The organism is Phycisphaeraceae bacterium (assembly GCA_019636795.1).
Classification (GTDB): domain Bacteria; phylum Planctomycetota; class Phycisphaerae; order Phycisphaerales; family UBA1924; genus JAHBWW01.
The window spans coordinates 99480-124300 of record JAHBWW010000005.1 but is presented as its reverse complement, the minus strand read 5'-3'; the positions used below and the strand labels follow the sequence as shown (position 1 = coordinate 124300).

Below are 24821 nucleotides of genomic sequence, written 5' to 3'. Positions count from 1 at the left end.
TCGCACTCACACGACGCCAAAGGGAGTACGTCCAAAACTCTTGCCTCGGAGTGTGCCCGATTCACAGCGTGCGCTTGACCTCAACGTTCTTGTAGCACTCGATGATGTCGCCAGCCTTGATGTCGTCGTATCCCGCGATCTTCATGCCGCACTCCATCCCGGCGCGAACCTCCTTCGCATCGTCCTTGAACCGCTTGAGCTGCTCCAGTTTCCGATCGTGCTCAACGACAATGTCGTTGCGCGTCACACGGATCATCGCGTCGCGTTCAACTGTGCCATCCGTCACATAGCAACCCGCGATCGCGCCCACTCGCGTGATCTTGAAGACCTGGCGAACCTCCGCATGCCCAAGCACTTCCTCGCGCACATCCGGCGCCAGCAGCCCTTCCGCCGCCTTGCGGATGTCATCCGTGATGTTGTAGATCACGCGATAACTCCGAATCTCCACGCCCTTGTCTTCGCTCATCCGTCGAGCCTTGCCCGAAGGAATCACGTTGAACCCGACGATGATCGCCTTCGATGCCTCGGCCAGAATCACGTCCGATTCCGTAATCCCGCCAACCGCTGCATGCAGCACTCGCACCTTGACCTCAGGCGACGAAATCTTCTCAATCTCGTTTCTGATCACATCCACCGAGCCCTGCACATCCGCCTTGAGCACCACCAGAATCTCTTTCAGCCCCACTTCCGCCATCTGACTGAACAGCGAATCCAGCGTGACCTTCGGCTGCGCCAACTGCTCATGCCGCTCACGCTCGCGACGCTGCTCGGCTGCCTGCTCGGCCTTCTTGAGCGTGTCTGTCACAAAGAACTTGTCCCCCGCATCCGGAAGCGCATCGATGCCCGAAATCTGAACCGGCATCGGTGGCGAAGCCTCCTTCAGCCTGCGCCCACGATCGTCCGTGATGTCGCGCACACGCCCGAAAGCACGCCCCAGCACAATGAAATCTCCGACCTTGAGCAAGCCGTCCTGCACCAGAATATTCGCGACATTGCCGCGACCCTCTTCGGGTCTGGCCTCGATCACCGTTCCACGCGCAGCGCCGCCAAAGTCCGATGTCAACTCCAGCATCTGCGCCGTCAGATCCAGAACCTCCAGCAAGTCCTGAATCCCCGTGTTCTTCAACGCACTCGTTCGCACGACTTCCGTCTGTCCACCCCACTCGACCGGGTTCAGCCCATGCTCGGCCAACTGGCCCATGATGCGCTGAATGTTCCCATCCGTCGCCTCGGCCTTGTCGATCTTGTTGAGCGCAACAATGATCGGAACCTTCGCAGCCTTGGCGTGGCTGATCGATTCAATCGTCTGAGGCATCACGCCGTCATCGGCTGCAATCACCAGCACCACGATGTCCGTAACATGCGCACCACGCGCACGCATCGACGTAAACGCCTCGTGCCCCGGCGTATCAATGAACACAATGTGCTTGTCCTCGTCGCCAAACCTCAGAGGCACGCGGAACGCGCTCGTCGCCTGCGTAATGCCCCCAGCCTCGCCTTCCGCAACATTCGCATTGCGAATCCGATCCAGCAGGCTCGTCTTGCCATGATCGACGTGACCCAGAATCGTCACCACCGGGCCGCGAGACTTCAGGTCGACCACTGTCCGATCAACAAACGAATCCGAAACACGCTGCTCTGCGCTCTTCGATTCCACGACATCAAGTTCAATGTCGTATTCGAGCATGATTTCCTGGGCCTTGAGCTTGTCGATCCCCGAATTGATCGTCGCCATCACGCCCTGCAGAAACAGTTGCTTGACAATGTCCGCGCCCTTCACGCCTGTAGCGGCCGACAGTTCCTTGATCGTGAAAGGCTCGGCTATCGTGATCTTGCCGCCCGCTTCTGCTGCCGACTGGCTTCGTTCGCCTTCCTGACGCTTGAGCTGCTGACGCTTCTGCCTCAGGAACCCGCCAGCACGCTGCAACTTCATCTCACGCTCAGCCAGATCCTGCTCCGACCAGGTCCCGTCGCTCCCGCGACCCGATGACGCAACTCCACGACGCTTCGAACCACCTCCACCACCAGGTGCACCCCCACGCCGCGGACTCCGCCCACGGTCATCGTCTGATGACGGCATCGCCGGAGCGAATCCAGGCGCGCCAACCCCTTGCCCACCACCACCATCGCGAGGCGGACTCCGCCTTGGACGAGCCGGTTCCACAGGCTCAGGCGCCTCCACACGCACAACCTTCGGACCCGACAGCTTTACACGCTCGCGCTCACCCAACTGAGGCCCCGCCGGCTTGACCACCTGAGGCCGTGTCGGAACATTCATCGGCGCCGCGCTCGAAGCAGCCTTCTCCGGCGCACGATCGCCGACATCCCGACCAACAGGCACCTTCGTGGCCACATTCCCGCCATCGCTCGAAAGGTCTTCTCGAGGCTCTGCCTGCTTCTTCTCCGGTGCTTTGACCGCCTCCGTTGGCACTGGTTCAGCCCGCACCGCAACAGTTTGAGGCACGCTCGCCGGCCCACTACTCGCCACCGCGCGATGGCTCTCGCCGTTCGCACCGACAGACACCGCCGTATCAGGCGCCGGCATCATCGGTTCATCATCAGGTTTCGACAGCGGCTTGGCCTTACGCACCACCTTCTGTCGCACCTTCTCAATGTCTACCTTCTCCGCCGTCTCCACAGCCGTGCCGCCGGCGTCACCCGCGCGGAACCAATCGTGAAACGTCGCTTCCAAACCGGCTGACACCGTCGACATGTGGTTCTTGATGACTGCTTCGGGAATTCCCTCCGCGCGGCACTTCTCCACGATCGCCTTCGATGTGATCCCCAGTTCCTTCGCAACTTCAAAAACCCGCTTTGCCAAGCCAGCCTCCAACGGTTCTCGATGGTGTCACCACCAATCGAACGAACTCTCAGTTCTGCTCACCACCCAGAATGTCTGCCGCACGTGCGTCTGCATCCCCACTGTCAACCTTCGCCGCTGCAGGTGCACGACGCACCGAGTACGAACCCGCACCCAGAATCGCCGCCGCCGCTGTGTCAGGATCCATATCTTCCAGACTCTCCTCACCCGACAACGCCCGACGCGCAGCCTCCGTCTCTTCAGCCTTGCGACGCTCTGCCTCTTCCTTCTCTGCCTGCTGCTTGGCCGCGACTTCCTTCGCCTTGCCCGCAGAAACCTGCACCATCTGGGAGGCAACCTCGGCATCAACCTCGAGCTCCGACATCAGCACCTCGGCACCGACTTCCTCGATATCAAAAACGCTCACCATCCCCAGGGCCGCAAGGCGATCAACCATTTCCTCGGTCACGCCTTCGATCCCGACGAGTGTCTCCGACAGCGTCTCAAGACCCGCTGTGAACTCCTCGGGCGTCAGAATGTCGATATCCCATCCCGCCAGACGCGCCGCAAGACGAACATTTTGCCCACGCTTGCCGATCGCAAGGCTCAACTGGTCATCACGCACCACCACCGTGGCACGCCCAAGTTCGAAGCAAAGACTGATCTCCGCGACTTCGGCCGGCTTCAGCGCGTTCTGGATCAGAATCTGGCTCGACTCATTCCATCGCACGATGTCGATTTTCTCTCCATTGAGTTCATCAACAATGTTCTTGATGCGGCTACCACGCACGCCCACGCACGCCCCAACCGCATCAACCTTGCTGTCAATCGAACTCACCGCAATCTTCGTCCTGTAGCCAGGCTCACGCGCCATCCCTTTGATCTCGACGATTCGCTCGGCAACTTCCGGCACTTCGACCTCGAACAGCCGCTTGATGAAGTCCTGATGCCCGCGACTCACATAAATCTTGACTTGACTCCCGACATCCTTGACATCCAGCACCATCGCACGCACCCGGTCGCCAGGCATGAACTGCTCGCCCGGAATCTGCTCATTGCGCAACATCACCGCCTCGGCCCGATCCACCGTCACAATCAGCACGCCGTGGTCATATCGCTGCGCAGTCGCCGTCACAATCGTCCCGATCCGCTTCCCGAACTCGTCCTGAATCGACGCCCGCTCATCATCGCGGAAACGCTGAATCATGACCTGCTTGAACGTCTGCGCAGCGATGCGCCCAAACGCCTCGGGCGGCATCTCCAGCGGCTCCCCGTGCCTGTACAGCGAGAACGTCCCCGCAATCGGATCCAGAGAACATGTGAACTCCTCGGCATCCAGCGTGTTGAAGTACTTGCGCGCAGCAGACACCATCGCCTGCTCCAGATCCGAAATCAGCACCGAACGGTCAATGTTCCGGTCGCGTGCGATCGAGTCCAGAATTCTCATCATCTCTTGCGTATTCACGTCATCACTCCGACGGGCCCGTGCCCTGCATGTTGAGTTTTTCAGAATGTCGTCCGTCGCCCCGAAAAAATTGGCGAACGAACAAAAACAAACGAACCACGAGAGGTGGCTGACACCTTCGCGGCTCCGGTCCACGGGAATCGCGTCAACGATCCCGCCCGTCACGATCTGCCCGGAAGGTCAGCCCATCACGACCCCTCCCGAACCCGCGCCGACGCCAGCAAAACTGGCGACACGCACGACCGGAACTCCCAAAGCATCAGCCGACATGGACGCTGCTCGTCTGCATGCCAAACACCTCTCCTTCGGCCGCACCCGCAGCCGAATGTACCACATACTGTAGTGTCAGGCTCGCACTCCGGTCAAATTCCGCACCGAATGCTCACACCCGGTCATCAACCGCTATCGAGCGGTCAATCCGGATCGCACGCTTGCCCTTATGCTGTCCGATCGACCCCAGAAACTTCTTCTCCCCCTCGATCGAAAGCACCACAGGCTTCGCACACGCCTTCTCGGTCAGGATCACATCCCCAACCTGCAACTGCGCCAGATCCGCCAGCGTGATCGTCGTCTCCGCCAGCACCCCCGTCACCCCAAGCGCCGCCCGCCCCAACTGCCTCGAAAGCACCTGAGCAATCTCCCCGTTCGAATCCCCCTTCGTCACGCTAAACCAACTCTGCGAACTCAAATCCGCCATCACAGGCTCGATCACGTTATAGGGAATACACAGGTTCATCGTCCCCGCCCGATTGGACATTTTCAGTTCCAATCCCACCACAACCACCACCTCATTCGGGGGGACTATCTGCACCAACTGCGGGTTGCTCTCAGACGACGCAATCGAGAACGACACCTTCAGCACGCTTTCCCACGCCTCGCTCAGGGTGTCCAGCGCACGCCGGGTGATATTGCTGATCAGCCTCATCTCGATCGGGGTCATCGGCCTCTGGGGGATAAACAGGTCGTGTGACGACCCCCCCAGAAGACGGTCGATCATCGGGTACACGATCAGGGGGCTGATCTCCAGGCAAATCGTCCCCTCAAGGCTCGAAGCCTCGATCAGATTGAAACTCGTCGGATTCGGCAAGCCCGAGATGAACTCGCCGTACGTCATTTGTTCGCATGTCGCAACCTTCACTTCCACGATCGTGCGCATGAAACCCGACAGAGACGCACCAAAATTTCGCGCAAAGGCCTCGTGCAGCGTCTGGAGCGACCGCATCTGGTCCTTGCTGACACGCTCGGGGCGTTTGAAGTCGTAGGAACGGATCTCGATCTCGTCAGGATCGATCGGTCGGCGGCTGAAGATCGACTTGGGACGTTCTTCCGCCTGCACTGTCCCCGCGTCAACAGCGGCGAGCAGTGCGTCAACCTCGCTTTGGTCAAGTACGTCGGCCATGCGCGCGCGAAGCCTCCATCAATGAACCCATCATGCCTCGTATCGGTCCGCCACGCCTGGCACCCGCTACTTGGACGCGATTTTCGCACGTCGTGCGCAAATACTGCGCGTTCCGGGTTTCAGACGGTCGCAGCAAAGCGCGACAACCTCGGGACCAGAAGCGTCATTGGCAGCCCCATCACCCCGGTCGGATCACCCTCAAACTCGATGGGCCAACCGGCGTCAAGCCGCTCCCCGAGGTTATATCCGCCCGCCTTGCCCTGCCAAAGCCCGCTGGCGACGTATGAATCGACCTCAACGGGCGACAGGTGGCCGACGCGAACACTGGCAGCACTGAAAAACAGATCCCGCCGCCCGGTCATCGGCTCGATGAGTGCAACGCCTGTGAGCACATCGTGGACGCCATTGGCAAGTTCAAGGATCATGCTGCGTGCATGGTCCTCATCGCGTGGCTGCCCGATGATTCGCCCGCCCTGCACGCAAATGGTGTCAGCACCGAGCAGGACAGCGGATTCTTCGTGGACGAATAGAGCGTCGCGACGCCCGGCAGCGGCTTTGAGATAGGCAAGCGACATCACCCACGAGCGCGGCTCGCGCCCGTGCGAACACAGTTCGCCATCGTCAATCGCGACGTTGACGACGGAGTGACGAATACCGTGCGAAGTCAAAAGCTCCCGCCGTCTCGGCGATCGACTCGCCAAGACGACGGGGGGAAGGGGGCGTGTCATCGGAGCGTCATCCAAGGCCACGTCAATCTCGCATTCCAGGATCTGCTGCATGAAGTCTTCTTGATGGATCATCCGCTTCACAACGGGCTTTGCTGACGTGATACCATGCATTCCGTGCAGGCACATCTGATCCAACTCGATATCTCTTGGGAAAACCGCGACGCCAACTTTCAAGCGACAGCGGATCTCCTGGCTCACACCGACACCAAGCCGAACGACCTGATCGTACTTCCCGAACTATTTGATAGTGGTTTCTCGCTCAACATTTCACACACTAACGATCAGGACAACGCTACTGAACATTTTTTGATGCACCTTTCGACCACTCTGCGAGTGTACGTGGCGGGGGGCCGAACGGTTCGGCCTCAAGCGAGCACTCGCGCACTCAATATGATGACTGTGTATGGGCCTTCAGGCGAGAAAGTTGCGGATTACGCAAAAATTCATCCTTTCACGTTCGGGCGCGAACCCGAGGCGTTTGATGCGGGTGACACAGTCGTGACATTCTCGTGGGCGGATTCCTCGGGTGACACGCTGCGTGTATGCCCGGCCATCTGTTATGACCTGCGATTTCCCGAGTTGTTTCGCCTTGGAATGCGCCGCGGGGCTGAAGTTTTTGCCATTGGTGCCAACTGGCCAAGTTCCCGCCAGGACCACTGGCGCACGCTGCTCATCGCCCGGGCGATCGAAAACCAGGCCTTCGTCCTCGGCGCGAACCGAACCGGCGACGATCCGTATCTGAACTACAAGGGCGGGACCATCGCTATCGACCCGAAGGGGCGAATCCTCGGCGAACTCGCGGACGAAATCGGTGTGCTGAGCGTGCCGATCGACTCGGCGCTGCTTCACGCCTGGAGACGCGAATTTCCCGCGTGGCGCGACGCTCGACTGCTCGATCGGTGAGCGCTCGTCTGATATTCCCGTTCAAGCGTACAAACTGAGAGAATTCGGCCTTCTCCGCAGAGAATCGGTGGCAGAGCCACGTGTTCTATAGGCCAATTGTGTCAGGCCGAGAAAAAAATCGGCAGTAATCCGAAAGAACTGGCGTGTGTCAAGGCTTCAAAATCTCGCTTGAGAACTGGCGAACAAACAAACGTGACCTCGGAATGGAAACTCAAAGTCGATTGTTTACGAAAGAGAATGTGTAAGGAGGGCGCGATGAACAACCAACCTGAACCCATCAGCGCAGAACGATTGATCGAAGCCGCAGAAGCAATTTTGCTCGCGGTCACTGAAATCGCCGAAACTGCCAGTGGCCGGTATGTCGAACCGACCGAACTGCTCGGCAGCGAACTCCAGCCTCAGATCCTCTGCGATTTCACGCGCGAAGAAGTCTCGCAGGCAACCGTGTTCCTGCACCGCATGGGCATGTTGCCCGCAGCCTGAGCCTCAACTCCCCTCTCTCGTGCTGACGCGTTCGGCGGTCGGCCCCCACACACCCATGAGAACACTCCCTCTCTCATGCCCGTGTGTGAAGGTCGATCGCCGGATGTGTTTTTACGAACCGCTTACCCACGAGCAGCCGCTCGCGAGTCCGCCTCAACTCGACCCGGCCACGCGATCGACCTCTTCCATCGAGGTGACCCCGTCGGAGACGAGGCGATACCCGAATTGCTGAAGCGTCGTGAAGAGGCCCTGGTCGATGATCTTGCGCATCGCCTGAATGCTCGGATTGCGCAGCACCACATCGCGCAGTTCATCGTTGAAGTCGAGCAACTCGAACAGCGCGTGTCGGCCTCGATACCCCGTCTTGATGCACTTGGTGCACCCAACTGGCGCACAAATCTGTGTCTTGGTGCCCAGGAACCGCCCGATCTTGTTGGCCTGCCCCGGGGTCACGGTCACCGACTGCTTGCACGCATCGCACAGCGTGCGCACCAGTCGCTGGGCAAGCACAAGATTCAGTGCGTTGGCCACAAGGTACGGCTCGACGCGCAGGTCGAGCAAACGAAACACCGCCGAGATCGAATCCTTTGAGTGAACGGTCGAAAACACCAGGTGTCCGGTCATTGCAGCCTGCATGGCTGTGCGCGCGGTCTCCTCGTCGCGAACTTCGCCCAGAAGAATCACATCCGGGTCCTGCCGAAGCACGGACCGCAGGAGCGTGTTGAACGTGTTGCCCTTCTTTTCATCGATGGGCATCTGGGTGACGCCTTCGAGTTGATACTCGACCGGGTCCTCGATCGTGATGACGTTGCGTGTGTCGCGGTCGATCTCGCGCAGCGCGTTGTAGAGCGTCGTCGTTTTGCCCGACCCCGTGGGCCCGCACACCAGCAGCAAGCCCGAGTCCTGCATTGTCACCGCGCGGATGCGCTCGTGCATGTATCCGACAAGCCCGAGATCGGACAGAGACGTCGGCACGCCACGCTGATCGAGAATTCGCACGACCATCTTCTGGCCATGCACCGAAGGCGTCACGCTGACGCGGTATTCAACCCGGCGATCAGGGAATCGGCAGGAGAAGTGCCCGTCCTGCACAGCGTCGCGCGCCGCGCTCTTCATCTGGCATGCGTTCTTGACCAGCCCCAGCATGCGCTCGCCGACATCGTTTGGAAGTTCCGTGATCCAGACCATCTGCCCGTCGACGCGCATGCGAATGTTCATGCCCTCGCCCTTGGGCTCGCAGTGAATATCGGTCGCTCGCGTTCGTGATGCGACGCGCAGCAGCAATCGCATGCTCCGAGGCCCGGGTCCCGTGCCACCCAGTGCGTCAGAGGGTTTGCCATCCGCATCAATGATCTTGAGGTTCTCGTCATCGACGCCGGTGACCGCGAAGGCGTTGATGATCGAAGTGAGCTCGTCAATCCACGGAGCGCGCTCTTCGGCCTTCTTGCTCGGGCGCGATTGGAGAGTCGGCCCATCTGCTTCGCCATCACCGTCCTGAACGCGCGCAATGACATCGTTCTGACGTTCTTCGACGAGCATCTCGAGCTTGCCGATCTGGATCACGTCGCCGGGCTGAAGCATCGATTCGCCGACCTTGTTGCCGTTGAGTTTGGTCCCGTTGCGACTGCCCAGGTCGCGCAATCGGAACTTGCCGCCCCCGAGGGGTTCGATGATGCAATGGTGTCGGCTGGCCATGTCGTCGCTGATGCGCAAGCGGTTGTCGGGGTGTCGACCGATGGTGATGGGGTCGTCATCCAGCCGAAGCGGTCGGCCGCGACCAGCATTGAGTTTGAGTTGCAGAGTCGACATCCAGCGGTTCCCCGTCTTGCGCGCACGTAGGCCACACCCTCTTTCCCGAGTGGTGGGACCGGGATATAGGATAGTTCCCTTTGTCCGCAGAAGAGCGGGCCCGGTTCCCATTTGGGGCCTCGATGAGCGTGCCCCCCGCTGAGCGATCTACACTGGAGTCCCATGATCGACATCCGCGACCTTCGTGAAAACCCCGATCGTTACCGCAAGGGTGCCGCCCTCAAGCGGGTCAGTGTCGATATCGACCGACTGGTGCATCTCGACTCTCTGAAGCGAGAACTCCAGACGCAGCAGGAAGGCGCCCGAAGCGAACAGAAGAAACTGGCCAAGGAGACCGGGCCTCTCATTGGGCAGTTGACCGCATCGCTCAAGAAGGCAGCGAGTGATGCCGAGCGCGTCGAGATCGAAGCGCGGATCAACGAGATCAAAGCCGCCCCCTCGCGACTCAAGACCGAGATTCAGGAGCTCGAAGAGAGGATCGGGCAGATCGAACCGGAACTCACCGCGCTCCTGCTGCGTGTCCCGCTACCTCCGGATGCTGATGTGCCCGTCGGCACATCGAGCGAAGATAACGTCGAGATTCGGCGCTGGAGCCCGGCGTGGTGGAACTTTGAGAAGTCATTTGAAGCCAACAAAGGTTTCAAGCCGCGTAACCACATTCGGCTGTGCGAAGAACTCGGGCTTGTCGATTTTGTGCGCGGCGTTCGAGTTGCAGGTTCGCGGAGTTATGTGCTGAGCGGCGCGGGCATGCTGCTGCATCAGGCGCTGACACGCTACGCCTTCGATTTCATGGTGCGTGACAATGGCTTTATACCGATGAGCGTGCCGGTGCTCGTGCGCGAGGAGGCGATGGTCGGGACTGGGTTCTTCCCTGCCGGTCGTGCTCAGAGTTACCTTATCGATGAAACCCGCCGGTGGCAGATCGAAGCCGATGAAGAGGAACCGGTCGCGGGTACAGCCAACACCGGCCAGGATCTGTACCTGACGGGCACGGGTGAAGTTGGTCTGATGGGCGTGCATATGGGCGAGATTCTCGACGAGCGCGACCTGCCTCGCAAGTACGTTACGGTTTCGACATGTTTCCGCCGCGAAGCCGGAGCCGCGGGCAAGGACACCGCAGGTTTGTATCGCGTGCATCAGTTCGACAAGGTCGAACAGGTCGTCATCTGCCGCGCCGACGAGGCCGAGAGCCGGGCGTGGCACACGAAGATGATCGGATATGTCGAGATGTTCCTGCGCTCGCTCGAACTCCCCCACCGCCTGTTGCAGTGCTGCACGGGCGACCTGGGTGTCAAGAACGCCGACATGGTTGATGTTGAGTGCTGGGTTCCCGGTCGAGGCGAATCGCAGACCGATGGTTCGACGATTGGGGCGTTTGGCGAAACACATTCCGCCAGCCGCTTGTACGACTATCAGTGTCGAAGGTTGAATATGCGCTACCGCCCCGGCGGCGAAGCCGGTTCTGGCGCAACGGTGTTCTGCCACAGTCTCAACAACACGGTGGCTGCAAGCCCACGACTCATGATTCCGCTGCTCGAGATGCACCAGAACGCCGACGGGAGCGTCACCATTCCAACAGTGCTGCGGCCCTACATGGGTGGCATGGATCGAATTGGCTGAAAGGTTGGGAGACCGATCAGGCTGCTGGAAGATCCGCTTCTCCGAAGAGCCTGAACTCCTTGCGTCTCAGGATCTGCCCCGCGAGTGTCGGGTCGTCGACTGCCAGAGCAATCGTCGGTCGGCCATTGGGCTTGATCATGAGCGGATACGCAAAGTGAATCGAAAGTTCGGCCCCGAGCAGCGCCAAGCACAGGCTCGTCAGTGAATGGCCCTTGGTGAGTTCAACGACCAGAAGATCGTTCTCGGCGTACGCGAGCTTGTCTTCGCGCAGCAGCGTCCGAGCCATCTTCGTGTTGTTGGTAATCAATCGCACGACCGCATGGTCGCTCGCTTCATGCACATTGAGAGCACAAATCGCACACGGCGAGTTGTCGAACCGCTCAACGAGATCAAGCAGTTTGCCAACCTTGTTCGGGAGGAACACACTGAACTGGGTCACCGTCGGCGGAGCAGATCCCTGACAGGTCTCAAGTGGTAGCGATGTTCCACCTTCCATGGAGTCCCTTCCAAGGGCGAAACGACAGCGGTATTGCCATGCACCTAACGCAACACGGCTCCTTCCCTCAGCGCCCGAGCCTGAGGCCAGCATGCACCGCCTGACGCTTACAGCATAGCGAAAATCGGACCTTCAACCAAGGATAATCTTGACAATTCCAAAGTGAATACCGCACAAGTTCCGTACACAGGTCACTCAGACCGCGAAACTTGATCCACATCCGCACGTCGTGGTCGCGTTCGGGTTCTGAAACACAAACCCGCGACCCATGATCTCGTCCTTGAAATCCACAATCGTTCCAGAGAGGTATGGCAGGCTCCGCGGGTCGCAGATCAACGTAATCCCGTGCTGCTCGAAAGCTTCGTCCGAGTCTTTCTGCTGCTCCGTCAGGTCCAGAACGTAGCTGAACCCCGAGCACCCGCCACCCTTGATCCCTACCCGAAGGCGAACCTTTGCGGGATCGAGTTCCTGCTGATCGACAATGTTTCTGATTTCGGCTGCAGCCTTGGCTGTCAATGTGACCGGCGATGCAACAACTTGCTCTGACGACATGATCCAAGCCTCCGTGCGAACAACTTCTCCGACCGAAGAGATTCTAGACCTCAGGAAGCGGGTCGGCGGTACACCAGTTCGACCCGGTTTCCCTTCTCGTTGTACTGCACTTGCGACATGTAGGTTCGCATCAGCATCAGCCCCCGCCCGCTCGGAAGGGCGAGGTTCTCGTCGATCGTCGGGTCGGGTACATCCTGTGGCTCAAAGCCAGGGCCGCGATCTTCGACCGCGATCCAGATTCGTTCGCTCGATACTTCGAACTCCACCCGGATCATCTCGGTGTCGGGCAGTTGTCGGTGCCCGTGGTGAAACGCGTTTGTGATGGCTTCTTCGAGCGCGAGGCGAACGGCGAATCGCGAAGCCTTGGAATAGTTCAGATCCTCAGCCGCAGTCAGAATGGCATCTGACACGCGCTCGATCTGTGACCGGTCGCGTCGAATTTCCATTGAACCTTGCTCGTGAGGCGTGGATTCGCCCATGAGTCTCAGCCAATCCTGCCCGCGGGCTTACTTCTTGAACGCTTTGAGCGCGTCCTCGCTGGTGTCGTGAATGTTGAACAGATTTTCGAGTCGCGTGATCACGAACACCTCGTAGATCTGTGGATCGATGTCCGACAGTCTCAGTTCACCATCCCTGGCCTTGACCTTGTTGCGAATCGTAATCAGCGCCCCAAGAGCCGCCGACGCGAGGTGATCGACGTTCGCAAAACTGATCAGCAGGCGAGGCTTGCTCCCCGACTCGATCAGACTTCCTATCTCCTCGCCGATCGATTGGATGTTCAACTCGTCGAGAATGTTCCGATCCAGAAACTCGACACATGTCACTGTGTCTCGAACTGTGATCCTCAAGCGTGAGTCGGAAGAAGGCATCAACCAGTCTCCAGTTCGGCGTCAGCACGGCCTCGAGGCCGCAATCGCGGAAGCATAAGCATACCACACCCCAAAAGAAACAGCCGGGCCCCGCAGGACCCGGCCGATTGTGAACTGGCCATTTCAGTATCAGCGACCCAGCATGTCCAGCAGGCCGGGGAAGTTCTCTTCCTCCTGCTCGTTCTGAATCAGGATCGTGGGCTTGAGCAAAATCAGCAGCGTCTGCTCTTCCTTGGCGTCGATCCGGTTCGAGAAGAACCGGCTCAGAATCGGAATCTTGCTCAGCACCGGCACTCCGGTTTCGACCGCGAATTCCGAGATCAGCCTCTGCCCGCCGAGCAGAATCGTGCCTTGATCGGGAATCGTGACCGTCGTCTGAACGCGACTGACCGACACAATGGGCAACTGAATGAACGAACCCGTATCCGCCGAATCGACCAGCAGTCCGGCGACCGCAGCCGTCACCCGCTCGCGAGCAAAGTCCTGCAACTGCGAAATAGCTGCATCGACGTTCAGCGTCACATAGCGACGGTCGGCCGAAACCACGCCGTCGATCAGCAGCACCACGCCGTCGTTGATCACATCGACTTCAGGATCGAACGCCACCGCCGATTCACTGGTCACTGGTGTGAGGTCCGAAACAAATGCCTGCTGCGTCGCCACATAGATGTTGGCCGCCTGCCCGTTGGTAAACGTCAGACGCGGGGCTGTCAGACTCACTGACCGGCGATCGGCCTGCGTCGCCTGGATCATGAAGTCGACCTGAATGTCGTCGAGGAACTGCCCTGTGATGCCCAGAGCCGGCGAAGCGCCCAGAATCTCGCCCGCGAACGAACTGCCCGCTGCCAAAGTGTTGGTCAGCGACAGCGAATCCTGCGCCCCGCGAATGATCGACCACTGATCGCCCTGTAACCCGGGGCCGAAGACCGGCACATAGTCGCCGGGCTCGCCAAACCCGCCGGGGGGTCCGACAGTGCCATCGCCGTCGAGGTCGAAGTTGCCCGAACCAACGCGACGCCGCAGTCGGCCCTGATCGTCGAAATAGTCCGAAGGCAGCAGGCTCGGATCGATCGTCCGCGCGATGTTGAACTCGTTGTTCTTGGCGTTCAGATACACGTCAATGTCAAACCCGATCTGCTCGAAGAAGTCCTGCGCGACAAGCAGGAACCGCGTCTCGACGTTGATCTGCAAGGCCCGCACCTCGCGCAGCTTGCTCAACAGAGCAATGATCGAGCGATGGTTGGCCGGCGTGTTCGTGATGATCAGATTGCCATTGAACTCGCGGATCGAGCCGGTGTCGCCACCGCTGACGTCCCAGTTCTCCGGATCGATATTCGATGTGATGATGTCGATGATCTCCTCGATCATCTCGCCGCGGTCGCGACGGTCCACGCCCTGCCCGCCTTGGCCTGTCTGCTGGAAGGGGCTCTGTCCGCCGCCGCCACCCTGCGAGCCCTGAAGCACGGAGTTCAGGTCGAATGTAGGAGCGTCGGTGTAGTCCGGAATGTCAATCAGGAGGTCACGGATATCGTAAATCTCGAGCACCGTGTTGCGCCTGAGCACCTCGTCGGACGCGATCGTCAGGATGCCATCAGTCACAGCCCAGCCCGCGCGGATATCCGGGTCTGACACCTTCTCGAGCACACGATTGAGCACCGTTTCGAGCGTCACACTCGTCAACTTCAACGACACCGGAGTTTCCGGGTCAATCCCGATCATCTCGAGCGAGGCCCAGTCGATATCCATGTTCAGATTCGACACCTGCGCGATGAAATCCAGCACATCGGTCAGACGGTTGTTGGCAAAGCTCACCGGAATACGGCGATCCTGAAGCGTCGCCAGCACGGCGCGATTCTGCGCGCTCTCCGTGAACTGCATCGGCTCGCCACGCTTGAGCGAGATGTTCGGCCAGTCCGCCGGATACCCGATGATGTCCATCGGAGCGATCATGGCTGCTTCGTTTTCAAGCGAGTGGTTCGAGTAGCTGTAGGCCTTCTCACGCTGCGTTGTGTAGTAGACGCGATAGATCCGCGCGTCCTCGAGCACTTCCTTGAGCAGAAGACCCGCCGGGCTCAGTGGATCAATCGTCAGAATCTGATCGACGACCTGAAGGGCTTCGTCATACTTGAGTTCGAGTTGCAACGCACGAACACGAGCGATGCTCTCGTTAATCTGACGGTCGCGCGCGGCACGCACCTCGTCCTCGCGAGCGCGGCTGTCGGCAGCCAGACGTCGCTGGGTGTCCTCAGCTGCACCAATACGGGCCGAATCCTCCGCCTGCTCGATGCGTGACATCAGATCGCGCGACCCGTCAACCATGCTCCGGACTTCATCTTCAGGCAGCACGTTGCTGTTCTGGCTTGCAGTCAGTCCGGCCTGCCCCGCCTGAAGGCGTGCATTGGGGAAGTCCCCGCTCGCCAGCGAACGTTCTGCTGCATCAATCTGGTTGCGATAGATCTGGCGGGCACGATCACGCTGCAGCGCGACATCCTGCTGCACCTCGCCGAGCACATCGCTCCCGGGCTGAGCATTGAGTCGCAGCGCGACATCCGTCGAGCGACGCTCGACGTGTGCGCGATCCGTAGCCGAGAGATACTGCCCGTACTGCGCCAGCAACTGGTTGTACTTGGTCTGTGCCAGACGGAACTGGCTGCCATTGAACGCAGCATCCGCTTCAGCAAGGATCCGCATCGCTTCGTTGCGGTTCGACTCGGCAATTGGATCGGTCGGCTGGCCACCCGAATCCTGCAACAGCCACGCGACGACACCTTCTTCAATCGCCGGAAGCGACCCAAGGCTCACGTCACCAGTCGTGATCGCCACGTTCGACAGTCGCTTGGCGTATGTGTCGTACAACACGCGCTCGCCTTCAGACATGTCCAGACCGATGCGCGAGATCGCAGCAAGTCTGGCGTGCGCTTCGCGATACGACCCGTTGTCAAAGTCAGCCACGGCGAGCATCAGACCTTCACGAAGTTGCGGAGCCTGCGCCGCACGCTGCTGCGTGACATAGTCGACGACAACCGTCGCCGATGCTTTTTGCGAATCACTCGCCCTGGCGGAGTTGACAACAGCCCGGGCGTGCGTCTCGGCCTCACGGAGTTCGCCGAAGACCAGCGCCGACTCGGCCCGCTGAAGGCTCAGTTCCGTGGGACTCAGTGTGCTCAGTCGCGTGGCGATCTGGCCGAGCATCTCGAAGACCCGCGTCGATTCTTCCGTTGACAGTTGACCCTTGGAGGTGCGGGTCATGGTTTCGAGATAGTGCCGGGCCTGGATCAGTTTCCCCTGCTCCATGAGTGCCGAAGCGCGATCGATCGTTCGAGACGCCGACGCTGTCAGCACCTCCGGATCGCGGGCCGACACCGATGTCACCATCGCACACGGCGCTGCAAAGGCCGCTGCTGCAGCAAGAAGCGACCGAACTGACCGAAATCCTCTGCTGTTACGCATCACATGCTCCAACTGGAAAATGCGCCAAGTCTCAATGCCCCTTCGGCCTGATCGAGATCCGACATCTCGCTTCCAAGGCCACCAACCCGGATCCCAAACCACTGCACCGCCTTCGGCCTTTTCGTGCCCGACCTGCGGGACGCCAGTGTAGCCCATTTTCGTCGGCCGTGCAGACAATCCACATTGAATCCGCAGAACGTTGGCACTATGTCTCTCGCTTCAGGTCGCCCATTCGTAAGCATTTGTGTCCGAACCGCGAAGATAGCCCGGGGCCATCTTCCCAGCAAGTCTCACCGGGCTTGGTCAACGCCAAGGGGAACGAAAGCGGGGCCGTTCCCATCTCCCGGGGTGTTCAGTCACTTCGCCGGAGTTCCCCGAGCGGTTCCAGTATTCCGCCAGAACGTTCATTCCAGCCATCGAGAATGGATCACGCCCGGCTCCTTTTCCGTCGCTCGCGATGCCACGTCCTCGCCCAGCGTCGTTGCAAGCACCAGCATCCGCTCCTCACCCAGGCGATCCAGGGCCAGAACCACCATGTCCATCCAGTCTTCGTCCGGCGGCTGCTCGACCAGCTCCTCGACACCCGAATGTGCAATCTCCTCCGCCTCGGCCAGGTTGCTCGCTCGAAGCAGAATTTCGGCATATCGAGAGGGTTCGTCGTCACCCGTGCCCGAACGAATGACTGCACGCCAAGCTGTGAGCCCCAGTTCGCGCCCTTCCTCGTCAAGGTTTTGTTCCGGATCGACGTTGAGAATCAGACGCCATTCCTGCCTCAGGTGCCCGACAATTTCCTCGGCAGAAAGTGCATTGGGTCGCTCGGCAGGGAGAATAAGCACCGATCGATGCTCGTGCGCCACTGCATCTACACCCACCGGTTCTGGGCATAATTCCAGGTCAAAGGCTTCCAAAAGACGCTCGATCCGATCCTTCAGCGTCGGCTCGACGCGCAGGGTCAGGATTTTGTGCTCATCCACAAACATATAGAAGAAGGGCGACTCGCTCATCGCCCCGAAGCCGACCATGCCATCCTCGCAAAAAAACCCCCTGAACTGGCGTATCGCGTCGAGGAGCAGGTCGATCCCGATCTGGTCATACGAAATGTAGGGGTCGATCTCCCGATACTCGTCGTGTCCTATGAAGTCGAGAATCGGGTACACATGCGCAGGCATGAGACCAAGCAACTGCAGGATCAACGAAGGCAGTCGCTCGGCCGACATCACGATATCGAACACATACCGATCGGGCCATTCTTCGAGTTCGGATCCGTCCTCGGCTCCATCGGCAGCCTCGAACTCCATCGCATACCCCTCAACGGGTTCGATGGGTTCAATGGGATAAACACCCAAGGGAAATGTCATCCCCCCGGTTTGGAAGCACTTGAGATCAGGATCCACAACACATGTATACATCGGGGCCTTTGTTGCGCGACGCGCTCAGTGTAGTCGTCGAGTGCGGACTACCGTTGCGGACATGGAACACAATGATCAACTTCTGGCCTTGTGTGTCGGCAACACACGCACCCGAGCGGGACTTTTCCACAACCAGGAACTCGCGCACGTCGTTGTCTTTCCAAGCCGCGACCCTGCCGAAGCCCGTACCGCACTGGCCCGTCTCCTTGCTGATCACCGTGCACAACCGACCGTTGTCATGGCGTCGGTCAACGACCCCGACGCGGCCACCATCGGACAGATTGCGTCCGAGGTAGCGGGCTCGCCACACATTGGACGCATCGGACGCGATGTGCCGATTCCGCTCCAATACGAACTCGATGATGGCTCGACGGTCGGGCAGGATCGGTGGCTCAATGCGCTGGCTGCCTACAACCGCACCAAGCAGGCCTGCGTCGTCATCGACATCGGCACCGCGATCACCATCGATTTCATTGACGGCGCCGGAGTGTTTCGTGGCGGCGTGATCGCGCCGGGTCTCAACATGATGCTCGATGCACTGCACCGAGGAACAGCCGCCCTGCCCGCAATTGCGTTCACGATGCCGGAAATCGAAAGGGGCACACTCGGGCGCGACACGGCGCACGCGATGCAGCTCGGGGTGCTGGCGGCGGCGCGCGGCCTCGTGCGCGTGCAACTCGAAGCCTGCGCAGAGGTCTACGGCGCTTACCCGCAGGTCATCGCCACCGGGGGCGATATGGCCGTCCTCGAAGCCGATGGATTTGTCGAGCACTTCGTCCCCGATCTGCAACTTCTCGGTGTATCGGCGTGCGTTGCGGCGCTGGCTGCGGATGCTGAGTCGTGAACGTTTGCGCTTCGGTCGAGACTGCGCGAGGCTCGGGCGCGATCGCAATCGTGCGGCTTGCCGGTCCTGATCTGGAGCAATCACTGGCCTCGCTTGGGCTCGCAGAAATTGGCATCGGGCAGGTAAAACTAGCAGATTTCCTCGGCGTTGATCGTGGCATTGCCGCCCGCTGGGATCAAATCACACTCGACCTGATGATTCACGGCGGTCACGGAGTCTTAAAGGCTCTGCTGGATCGACTGCACGATCACGGCATCACGATCGCAAGCGATCTGGCTCCCACCATCGCCTGGCCCGAGGCGGCCGACGACATCGAGGCACGCATGCTCGACATGCTCTCGCGCGCTCGCGGAACCCGAACAACCGATCTGTTGCTGGCTCAGCCCGCGCGGTGGCGCGCGGCACCAAATGCCACGCCGAACGACGCGCCCGCGCTAGCGCACCTGCTCACGCCGCCCCTCGTTGCGATCTGGGGTCCGGCGAACATCGGCAAGTCAACGCTGGTCAATCGCCTTGCGCGCGAATCCGTCTCGGTGGTGGCCGACATCGCCGGCACGACGCGCGACGCGGTTTCGGTGCACGTCCAACTCGACGGGCTGGTGGTGCGACTGCTCGACGCACCGGGCGTAGCCGACGATGAAACAGATCCCCTCGTGCTCGAGGCAACACACATCGCACACGCGCTGGCTTCGAGAGCGAGCCTTATCCTGCTCTGCGGCGATGCAGAATCACCAGCACCTCCAACCTTTGCACCCATACGCCACGACGCGAACGCGACATCGCCAGACTCGATGCTCATCGCCTTGCGTGCCGATCGCGGCAGACCCGATTGGTCGCGCGATCTCGATGTCTCGGCCCTCACGGGCGAGGGAATCGAAGAACTGGCTGCACTGGTGCGCGAGCGTCTGGTGCCCGACCATGTGCTTGCCGATCCGAGGCCCTGGCGTTTCTGGGCGCAGTCTCACTAGACTCACGGTCATGCCGACACTGCTGTGTGTTCCCATCATGGTCTCTGATGCTGCGACTGCCCTGGCCGACGCCGAATCGGCGCGCCATGCCGGCGCGGATCTTGTCGAGTTCCGCGTTGATGCTTTCGTTGAAGCGATGCTCGAACACGGAGGCGATGCGCTGCGGGCTTCGCTCGATCTGGTCGCGGGTTGTGCGCTGCCGAGCATTGTGACGTGCCGCCCGTCGTGGGAAGGGGGGCACTACGAGGGCTCTGAGGAAGATCGGCTCGAACTCATCGAAGGGCTTGTGGCCAGTGATCGCGGCCCGGCGTATGTCGATGTCGAACTCGCAGCGTTTTCGCGCACGCCGAATCTGGCCCAGCGCCTCCGATCCGCCCGCTCTGGCGCAGGCATGCACGCGAGGTTGATTGTTTCGATCCACGACTTTTCAGGGCGCCCGGCTGACCTCACGCGGCGAGTGATCGCGCTCGAGGCACTCGGGATTGCTGATGTGGCGAAAATCGCCTTTCGGGCGCGGAGTCTGCGTGACTCACTCGAACTCTTCGAGATCGCGCGCGACGGGCAGCGGCCGACAATCGCGCTTGGCATGGGCGAGTTCGGGTTGATGAGTCGCATTCTCGCGCCGCAATGCGGCGCGTTCCTGACATTTGCATCCTTGCGTGACGAATCGGCCACCGCGCCGGGTCAGCCGACGCTGGCTGCACTCCTCAATACTTACCGTCTCCGCGCCATCACGCGAAAAACGCTTGTTTACGGCATTATCGGCTGGCCCGTCAGTCATTCGATGTCGCCGTTGGTTCACAACGCAGGTTTTGAGGCTGTCGATCACGATGGTGTGTATGTCCCGCTCCCGATCGCAGCCGATGGCGACACCGCCGCGACGTACGCGAGTTTCAAAGCCACACTGCTCTCACTGGTTGAGGACACGCACCTCAACTTCGCGGGTGCAAGCGTTACGCTGCCGCACAAGGAACATCTCGTCGCGCTCGCCCGCGAGCAGCACTGGGCGCTGGATGATCTCTCGGCTGGATGTGGTGCCGCCAACACACTATGGCGCGCTGCGGACGGCACATGGCAAGTGGGCAACACCGACGCCCCAGCCGCAGTCGATCCGCTTGCGCGGATGCTGGGCGCACTGGCGGACTCGCGCGTGATCGTGCTGGGTGCGGGCGGCGCGGCGCGGGCGGTGGCTTTCGAACTGTCGCGGCGCGGCGCGAGCGTGCTGATTGTCAATCGTTCGCCCGAGCCTGCGGCCGCGCTGGTCCGCGCGTTGAACGAAGCAGGCCATGATCGCGCCCGGGCTGTCGAGCTTGAAGCCGTCACGCATGCCGACGCGATCATCAACTGCACTTCCGTGGGCATGAAAGGCGGACCCGCCCCGGACGACTGCCCGATTTCTCCCGAACACCTTTCCAGAATCGGGGGTTTGCGAATTGTGCAGGACACCGTGTACACACCCATCGAAACATCGCTTCTCAAGGAAGCCGAACATTGTGGGATCCGAACGATCGATGGCGTCGAAATGTTTGTCGGGCAGGCGGCTGCGCAGTTCACGCGATGGACGGGCCGGCCCGCACCGACGGGTCTCTTCGAACGGGTCACACGCGAGATGTTGGCCCGCTGAAGGAGCGAGCCATGCGTTGGTTGACCGAGAAGCACGTGCTTTACCCTGATCTGTACTGCTGGTATGTGCTCGCAGCAACGCTCGACATCCTTATGACCACCATTGTCATGACGCATTTTGATGCGATTGAAGTCAATCTCATCGCGGCGCATCTCATTGAACGCTTCGGATTCGTTGGTCTCATCCCGCTCAAGTTTGCAACGGTCGTGCTTGTGGTATTGATCTGCGAGTATGTCGGACGCGAGCGGCACATGACCGGCCAACGCGTCGCAATCACGGCAGTTGGTCTGTCGAGCCTGCCTGTTGTCGCAGCACTGGCGCAAGTCGGATTGGTGATGCTCGTTCTATGAAGAACGACTGCTGGCCCGATGTTGCCCAATGCGGCGTACTCTTGGTGTGTGCGATTCATGAGACTCATTGTGCTGCTGATGTACGCAGTGTTCGCCTGCGCGTGCGCGAGGGTTCCGCCGACGCCAGAGGCGGATGATGCCCCCGACGCGGCGCGGCTCGTGGTGCTCAGCCCGGCGCTGACGATCATGCTTGCCGATGTGGGCGCACAGCACCTGATCGTTGGACGTCACGACTTTGATCTGACACTGCGTCACCTGCCCGCAGCCGGGCATCAGGGGGCCATTGACTACGAAATGCTGCTGTTGCTCCAGCCGACGCACGTGCTCATCGAATGGGGAGAGCGTGCGCTACCGACAAGGCTGGTCGCCCTGTCTGCGCAGCACAATTGGGAGCTCGAGCATGTGACCCTGCTCACGCTCGATGACATCTCTCGCGTAGCCGACGACATGCATACCCGCTTCGGCGCGAAGCCGGAAAGTGAACCGCCGAGTGCAGTGCTCGCGCGGGCACTTGAACCGCGCAGGCCATCGCTGGTCGGCGTGGGCCGCGTGTTGTTGCTGGGCACGCTCGACCCACCAGCCGCTCTCGGGCCCGGCTCGTGGCATCATCAGATGCTGCTGCGTCTGGGTGCCACACCCGCGATCGAGCACGGCACGCCGTGGATCGAACTCGACCGTGAAGATTTGCTCACACTCGCGCCCGACGTGATTGTGCTCATGATGCCGCGTGAAGGCGGCATGGGCATTGGCGCGACCGGTGCCGACGCAGTGAGCCAGCTCGGAACAATCGCAACCCTGCGCTTGCCCGCGATCGAGAACAGTCGCGTCGCGGTACTCGACGGCCCGCTCTACCTCACACCCAGCACGGCCATGACCGCGTGCGCCCGCGATCTGGCCAGCGTGCTTGGGGCATGGGCAGAGGCGGAGGAGGCGGATTGACGCAAATCGCAGCGCCTATCGCGCCACATCGTGAGGCAGTGTGTCGAGCACATTCTGAACAATCGCATCGGTCGTGACGCCTTCAGCCGACCCCTCGAAGTTCAGAATCAGACGGTGGCGAAGTGCCGGCAGCGCGATGGCACGCACATCGTCGATGCTGATCGCGGCGCGGCCATCGAGCAGCGCGCGACACTTGGCACCGAGCATCATCGCCTGCGCCGCGCGAGGGCTGGCACCAAGCCGCACATACTGCTGAACCATCGGCGTGGCAAACTCGCCCTTCGAACCAAGGCTCGCATCGGCCGGATGCGTCGCCAGAACCAGACGCACCGCATAATCGACCACACGCTCGGCCGCGGCCACACGCCGCACCAGTGCCTGATGCGCAATGATCTGCTCAGCCCCGATCACCGGCGTCACCTGCAGCAGTGAGCCTCCGGTCGTGCGGTTGACGATCTCGGCCAGTTCCGTACGCGACGACGTGCCCACGAGTAGTTTGAAGAAGAACCGGTCGAGTTGGGCTTCGGGCAATGGATATGTGCCCTCCTGCTCGATGGGGTTCTGCGTCGCCATGACAAGGAACGGCGCGGGAAGTTCGTGCGTTGTGCCGGCAACGGTCACACTGCGTTCCTGCATCGCTTCGAGCAGTGCCGATTGCGTCTTTGGTGTCGCGCGATTGATCTCGTCAGCCAGGACAATCTGGGCAAAGATCGGCCCGGGCTGAAACGAAAACTGCCGCTCCAGGCGACCATGCTCGCCTTCAACTTCGACAACAATCGTTGTGCCGGAGATGTCGGCAGGCATCAGGTCGGGAGTGAACTGAATGCGCGAAAACTCGAGCGAGAGGGCGCGGGCCAGCGTCCGGACCAGCAGCGTCTTGCCAATGCCGGGAACGCCTTCGAGCAGCACATGCCCACCAGAGAACAAACTCGTCAGCACACCATCGACCACGTCGGCCTGCCCGACCATGACACGCCCGATCTCGTCTCGAAGCCGGGCGTAATCCTCGCGAAACCGCGCGGCTGCCGCCAGTGCGGCTTCGGGTGAGTCAGATGCTGGCAACTGCGAGTCGGTCATGGTGCGTGAAGCGTACGCGAGCAAAACCACCAGAGATCGCAGGGCCCTTGGGCGAGGCTCATCGCATGGCCAACCACGCGATGTAGCACCCATACAACGCCATCAACACGCCGCCTTCGATGCGCGAGATGGTGCGGCCCGATCGTGCCATCGGCAGCAGAATCAACGCAAAACCCGTCATCACCAACAAGTCGACTACCCCGCCCACAGGCACATCGCTCGGCGCGATCGTTGTCGTGATTCCCCAGATGAATAGCAGATTGAAGATGTTCGACCCCACGATATTTCCGACCGCCATGTCGGTGCTGCCGCGACGGGCCGCGACAACGCTTGTTGCAAGCTCGGGCAGACTCGTACCTACGGCAATCAGCGTCAGCCCGATCACAACCTCCGGCACACCGATTGACCGAGCCAGATCGGACCCGCCGCGCACGGTCAATTCTCCGCCCACGACCATAACCGCCAGACCGCCGAATATGCACGCTGCGATCATCAGCCCACGCATATGGGCTGCTGACTCCTGAGGCTCCGCGTCGATGATCACATCGCTCTGGCGCTGCCCGATCGCATCATTGATGGTGTAATACAGAAATACGGCAAAGAGGAGCAGCAGGATCAGCCCGTCACTGCGCGCGAACGAATCGCTCGCCCCATCTAGAAAGGCGTTAAGCCCGAGCACTGCCGCTGCAACGCTCGCCAGCACGAGCATCGGAATCTCGCGGCTGACAATCGAGCGGTGCACGGCGAGCGGCCGATACAGCGCGGTCATGCCGAGCAGTAAACCGATGTTGGCGATGTTTGACCCGATGATGTTGCCAAAACCGATCTCGCTCTGACCGCGAAACGCCGCTGCCAGATTGACCACGAGTTCCGGCGTGCTGGTGCCGAATGCCACAACCGTCAATCCGATGATGACCGGAGCGATCCGCAATCGCCTCGCCAACGCCGTTGCGCCGCGCACGAGCAGTTCGCCGCCAACGATGAGCAGTCCCAAGCCGACGACCAGCAAGAGCACGCTGAACATGACCAGATCGTA

At 60.6% G+C, this 24821-nt stretch carries 21 protein-coding genes; 8 read left to right on the top strand and 13 right to left on the bottom strand.

The genetic code is table 11. From position 1 onward, the window contains the following. Window positions 1–61: 61 nt before the first annotated feature. The 4 genes from infB to KF757_11380 form a co-directional block, all read right to left on the bottom strand. The gene (gene infB, locus KF757_11395; GenBank protein ID MBX3323583.1) at window positions 62–2821 is read right to left on the bottom strand and encodes a translation initiation factor IF-2; all 2760 of its coding nucleotides are present in this window, start codon (window positions 2819–2821) and stop codon (window positions 62–64) included. Between the two features lie 49 nt (window positions 2822–2870). Then, on the bottom strand, window positions 2871–4265 hold the full coding sequence (gene nusA, locus KF757_11390) for a transcription termination factor NusA (protein MBX3323582.1): 1395 nt from the start codon (window positions 4263–4265) through the stop codon (window positions 2871–2873). Between the two features lie 382 nt (window positions 4266–4647). After that, the gene (gene fliM / locus KF757_11385; GenBank protein MBX3323581.1) at window positions 4648–5664 is read right to left on the bottom strand and encodes a flagellar motor switch protein FliM; all 1017 of its coding nucleotides are present in this window, start codon (window positions 5662–5664) and stop codon (window positions 4648–4650) included. A gap of 119 nt (window positions 5665–5783) precedes the next feature. Further along, window positions 5784–6332 (bottom strand): Maf family protein, encoded by a 549-nt coding sequence (locus KF757_11380; protein MBX3323580.1) that lies wholly within the window; start codon window positions 6330–6332, stop codon window positions 5784–5786. 174 nt (window positions 6333–6506) lie between these two features. Here KF757_11380 and KF757_11375 point away from each other — a divergent pair, with 174 nt between their 5' ends. After that, window positions 6507–7295 carry a hypothetical protein gene (locus KF757_11375; GenBank protein ID MBX3323579.1) on the top strand — a complete coding sequence of 263 codons (789 nt, stop codon included), beginning with the start codon at window positions 6507–6509 and terminating at the stop codon, window positions 7293–7295. A gap of 255 nt (window positions 7296–7550) precedes the next feature. Beyond that, the gene (locus tag KF757_11370; GenBank protein MBX3323578.1) at window positions 7551–7778 is read left to right on the top strand and encodes a hypothetical protein; all 228 of its coding nucleotides are present in this window, start codon (window positions 7551–7553) and stop codon (window positions 7776–7778) included. Window positions 7779–7931: 153 nt separating this feature from the next. Here the strand turns inward: KF757_11370 and tadA are convergent, their stop codons facing one another. Next, window positions 7932–9587, bottom strand: a complete 1656-nt coding sequence (gene tadA, locus KF757_11365; protein MBX3323577.1) for a Flp pilus assembly complex ATPase component TadA — start codon at window positions 9585–9587, stop codon at window positions 7932–7934. A 162-nt stretch (window positions 9588–9749) separates the two neighbouring features. On the opposite strand from tadA, the gene serS reads away from it, so the two are divergent. After that, complete coding sequence (gene serS / locus KF757_11360) at window positions 9750–11207, top strand: serine--tRNA ligase (GenBank protein ID MBX3323576.1); 1458 nt, start codon at window positions 9750–9752, stop codon at window positions 11205–11207. Between the two features lie 16 nt (window positions 11208–11223). On the opposite strand, the gene KF757_11355 is transcribed toward serS, so the two are convergent. The 6 genes from KF757_11355 to KF757_11330 form a co-directional block, all read right to left on the bottom strand. Next, complete coding sequence (locus KF757_11355) at window positions 11224–11703, bottom strand: hypothetical protein (protein MBX3323575.1); 480 nt, start codon at window positions 11701–11703, stop codon at window positions 11224–11226. Window positions 11704–11898: 195 nt separating this feature from the next. Then, window positions 11899–12255 carry an iron-sulfur cluster insertion protein ErpA gene (erpA, locus tag KF757_11350; GenBank protein MBX3323574.1) on the bottom strand — a complete coding sequence of 119 codons (357 nt, stop codon included), beginning with the start codon at window positions 12253–12255 and terminating at the stop codon, window positions 11899–11901. 50 nt (window positions 12256–12305) lie between these two features. Continuing rightward, window positions 12306–12734: an ATP-binding protein gene (locus KF757_11345; GenBank protein ID MBX3323573.1), complete on the bottom strand. Its 429-nt coding sequence runs from the start codon at window positions 12732–12734 to the stop codon at window positions 12306–12308. Window positions 12735–12761: 27 nt separating this feature from the next. Next, entirely contained in the window at window positions 12762–13124 is a 363-nt protein-coding gene (locus KF757_11340) for an STAS domain-containing protein (protein ID MBX3323572.1), read from the bottom strand. A 129-nt stretch (window positions 13125–13253) separates the two neighbouring features. Continuing rightward, entirely contained in the window at window positions 13254–16574 is a 3321-nt protein-coding gene (locus tag KF757_11335) for a hypothetical protein (GenBank protein MBX3323571.1), read from the bottom strand. Window positions 16575–16978: 404 nt separating this feature from the next. Next, the gene (locus KF757_11330; protein ID MBX3323570.1) at window positions 16979–17920 is read right to left on the bottom strand and encodes a hypothetical protein; all 942 of its coding nucleotides are present in this window, start codon (window positions 17918–17920) and stop codon (window positions 16979–16981) included. 124 nt (window positions 17921–18044) lie between these two features. Between KF757_11330 and KF757_11325 the strand changes: the two genes are divergently transcribed. From KF757_11325 to KF757_11305, 5 genes are read left to right on the top strand one after another with little or no spacing between them, the layout of a single operon-like run. After that, window positions 18045–18827, top strand: coding sequence for a type III pantothenate kinase (locus KF757_11325; GenBank protein MBX3323569.1), 783 nt, complete (start codon window positions 18045–18047; stop codon window positions 18825–18827). Then, entirely contained in the window at window positions 18824–19795 is a 972-nt protein-coding gene (locus KF757_11320) for a 50S ribosome-binding GTPase (GenBank protein MBX3323568.1), read from the top strand. Before KF757_11325 ends, KF757_11320 begins: the two co-directional genes overlap by 4 nt. Window positions 19796–19805: 10 nt before the next feature. After that, a complete protein-coding gene (gene aroD / locus KF757_11315; GenBank protein MBX3323567.1) occupies window positions 19806–21419 on the top strand; it encodes a type I 3-dehydroquinate dehydratase in 1614 nt (537 codons plus the stop codon). Window positions 21420–21430: 11 nt separating this feature from the next. After that, window positions 21431–21769 (top strand): hypothetical protein, encoded by a 339-nt coding sequence (locus KF757_11310; GenBank protein ID MBX3323566.1) that lies wholly within the window; start codon window positions 21431–21433, stop codon window positions 21767–21769. 57 nt (window positions 21770–21826) lie between these two features. Then, window positions 21827–22708 carry a hypothetical protein gene (locus KF757_11305; protein ID MBX3323565.1) on the top strand — a complete coding sequence of 294 codons (882 nt, stop codon included), beginning with the start codon at window positions 21827–21829 and terminating at the stop codon, window positions 22706–22708. Window positions 22709–22723: 15 nt separating this feature from the next. On the opposite strand, the gene KF757_11300 is transcribed toward KF757_11305, so the two are convergent. Both KF757_11300 and KF757_11295 read right to left on the bottom strand, forming a co-directional pair. Further along, a complete protein-coding gene (locus tag KF757_11300; GenBank protein ID MBX3323564.1) occupies window positions 22724–23785 on the bottom strand; it encodes a MoxR family ATPase in 1062 nt (353 codons plus the stop codon). 58 nt (window positions 23786–23843) lie between these two features. After that, window positions 23844–24809, bottom strand: a complete 966-nt coding sequence (locus KF757_11295) for a calcium/sodium antiporter (protein MBX3323563.1) — start codon at window positions 24807–24809, stop codon at window positions 23844–23846. Window positions 24810–24821 lie beyond the last annotated feature (12 nt).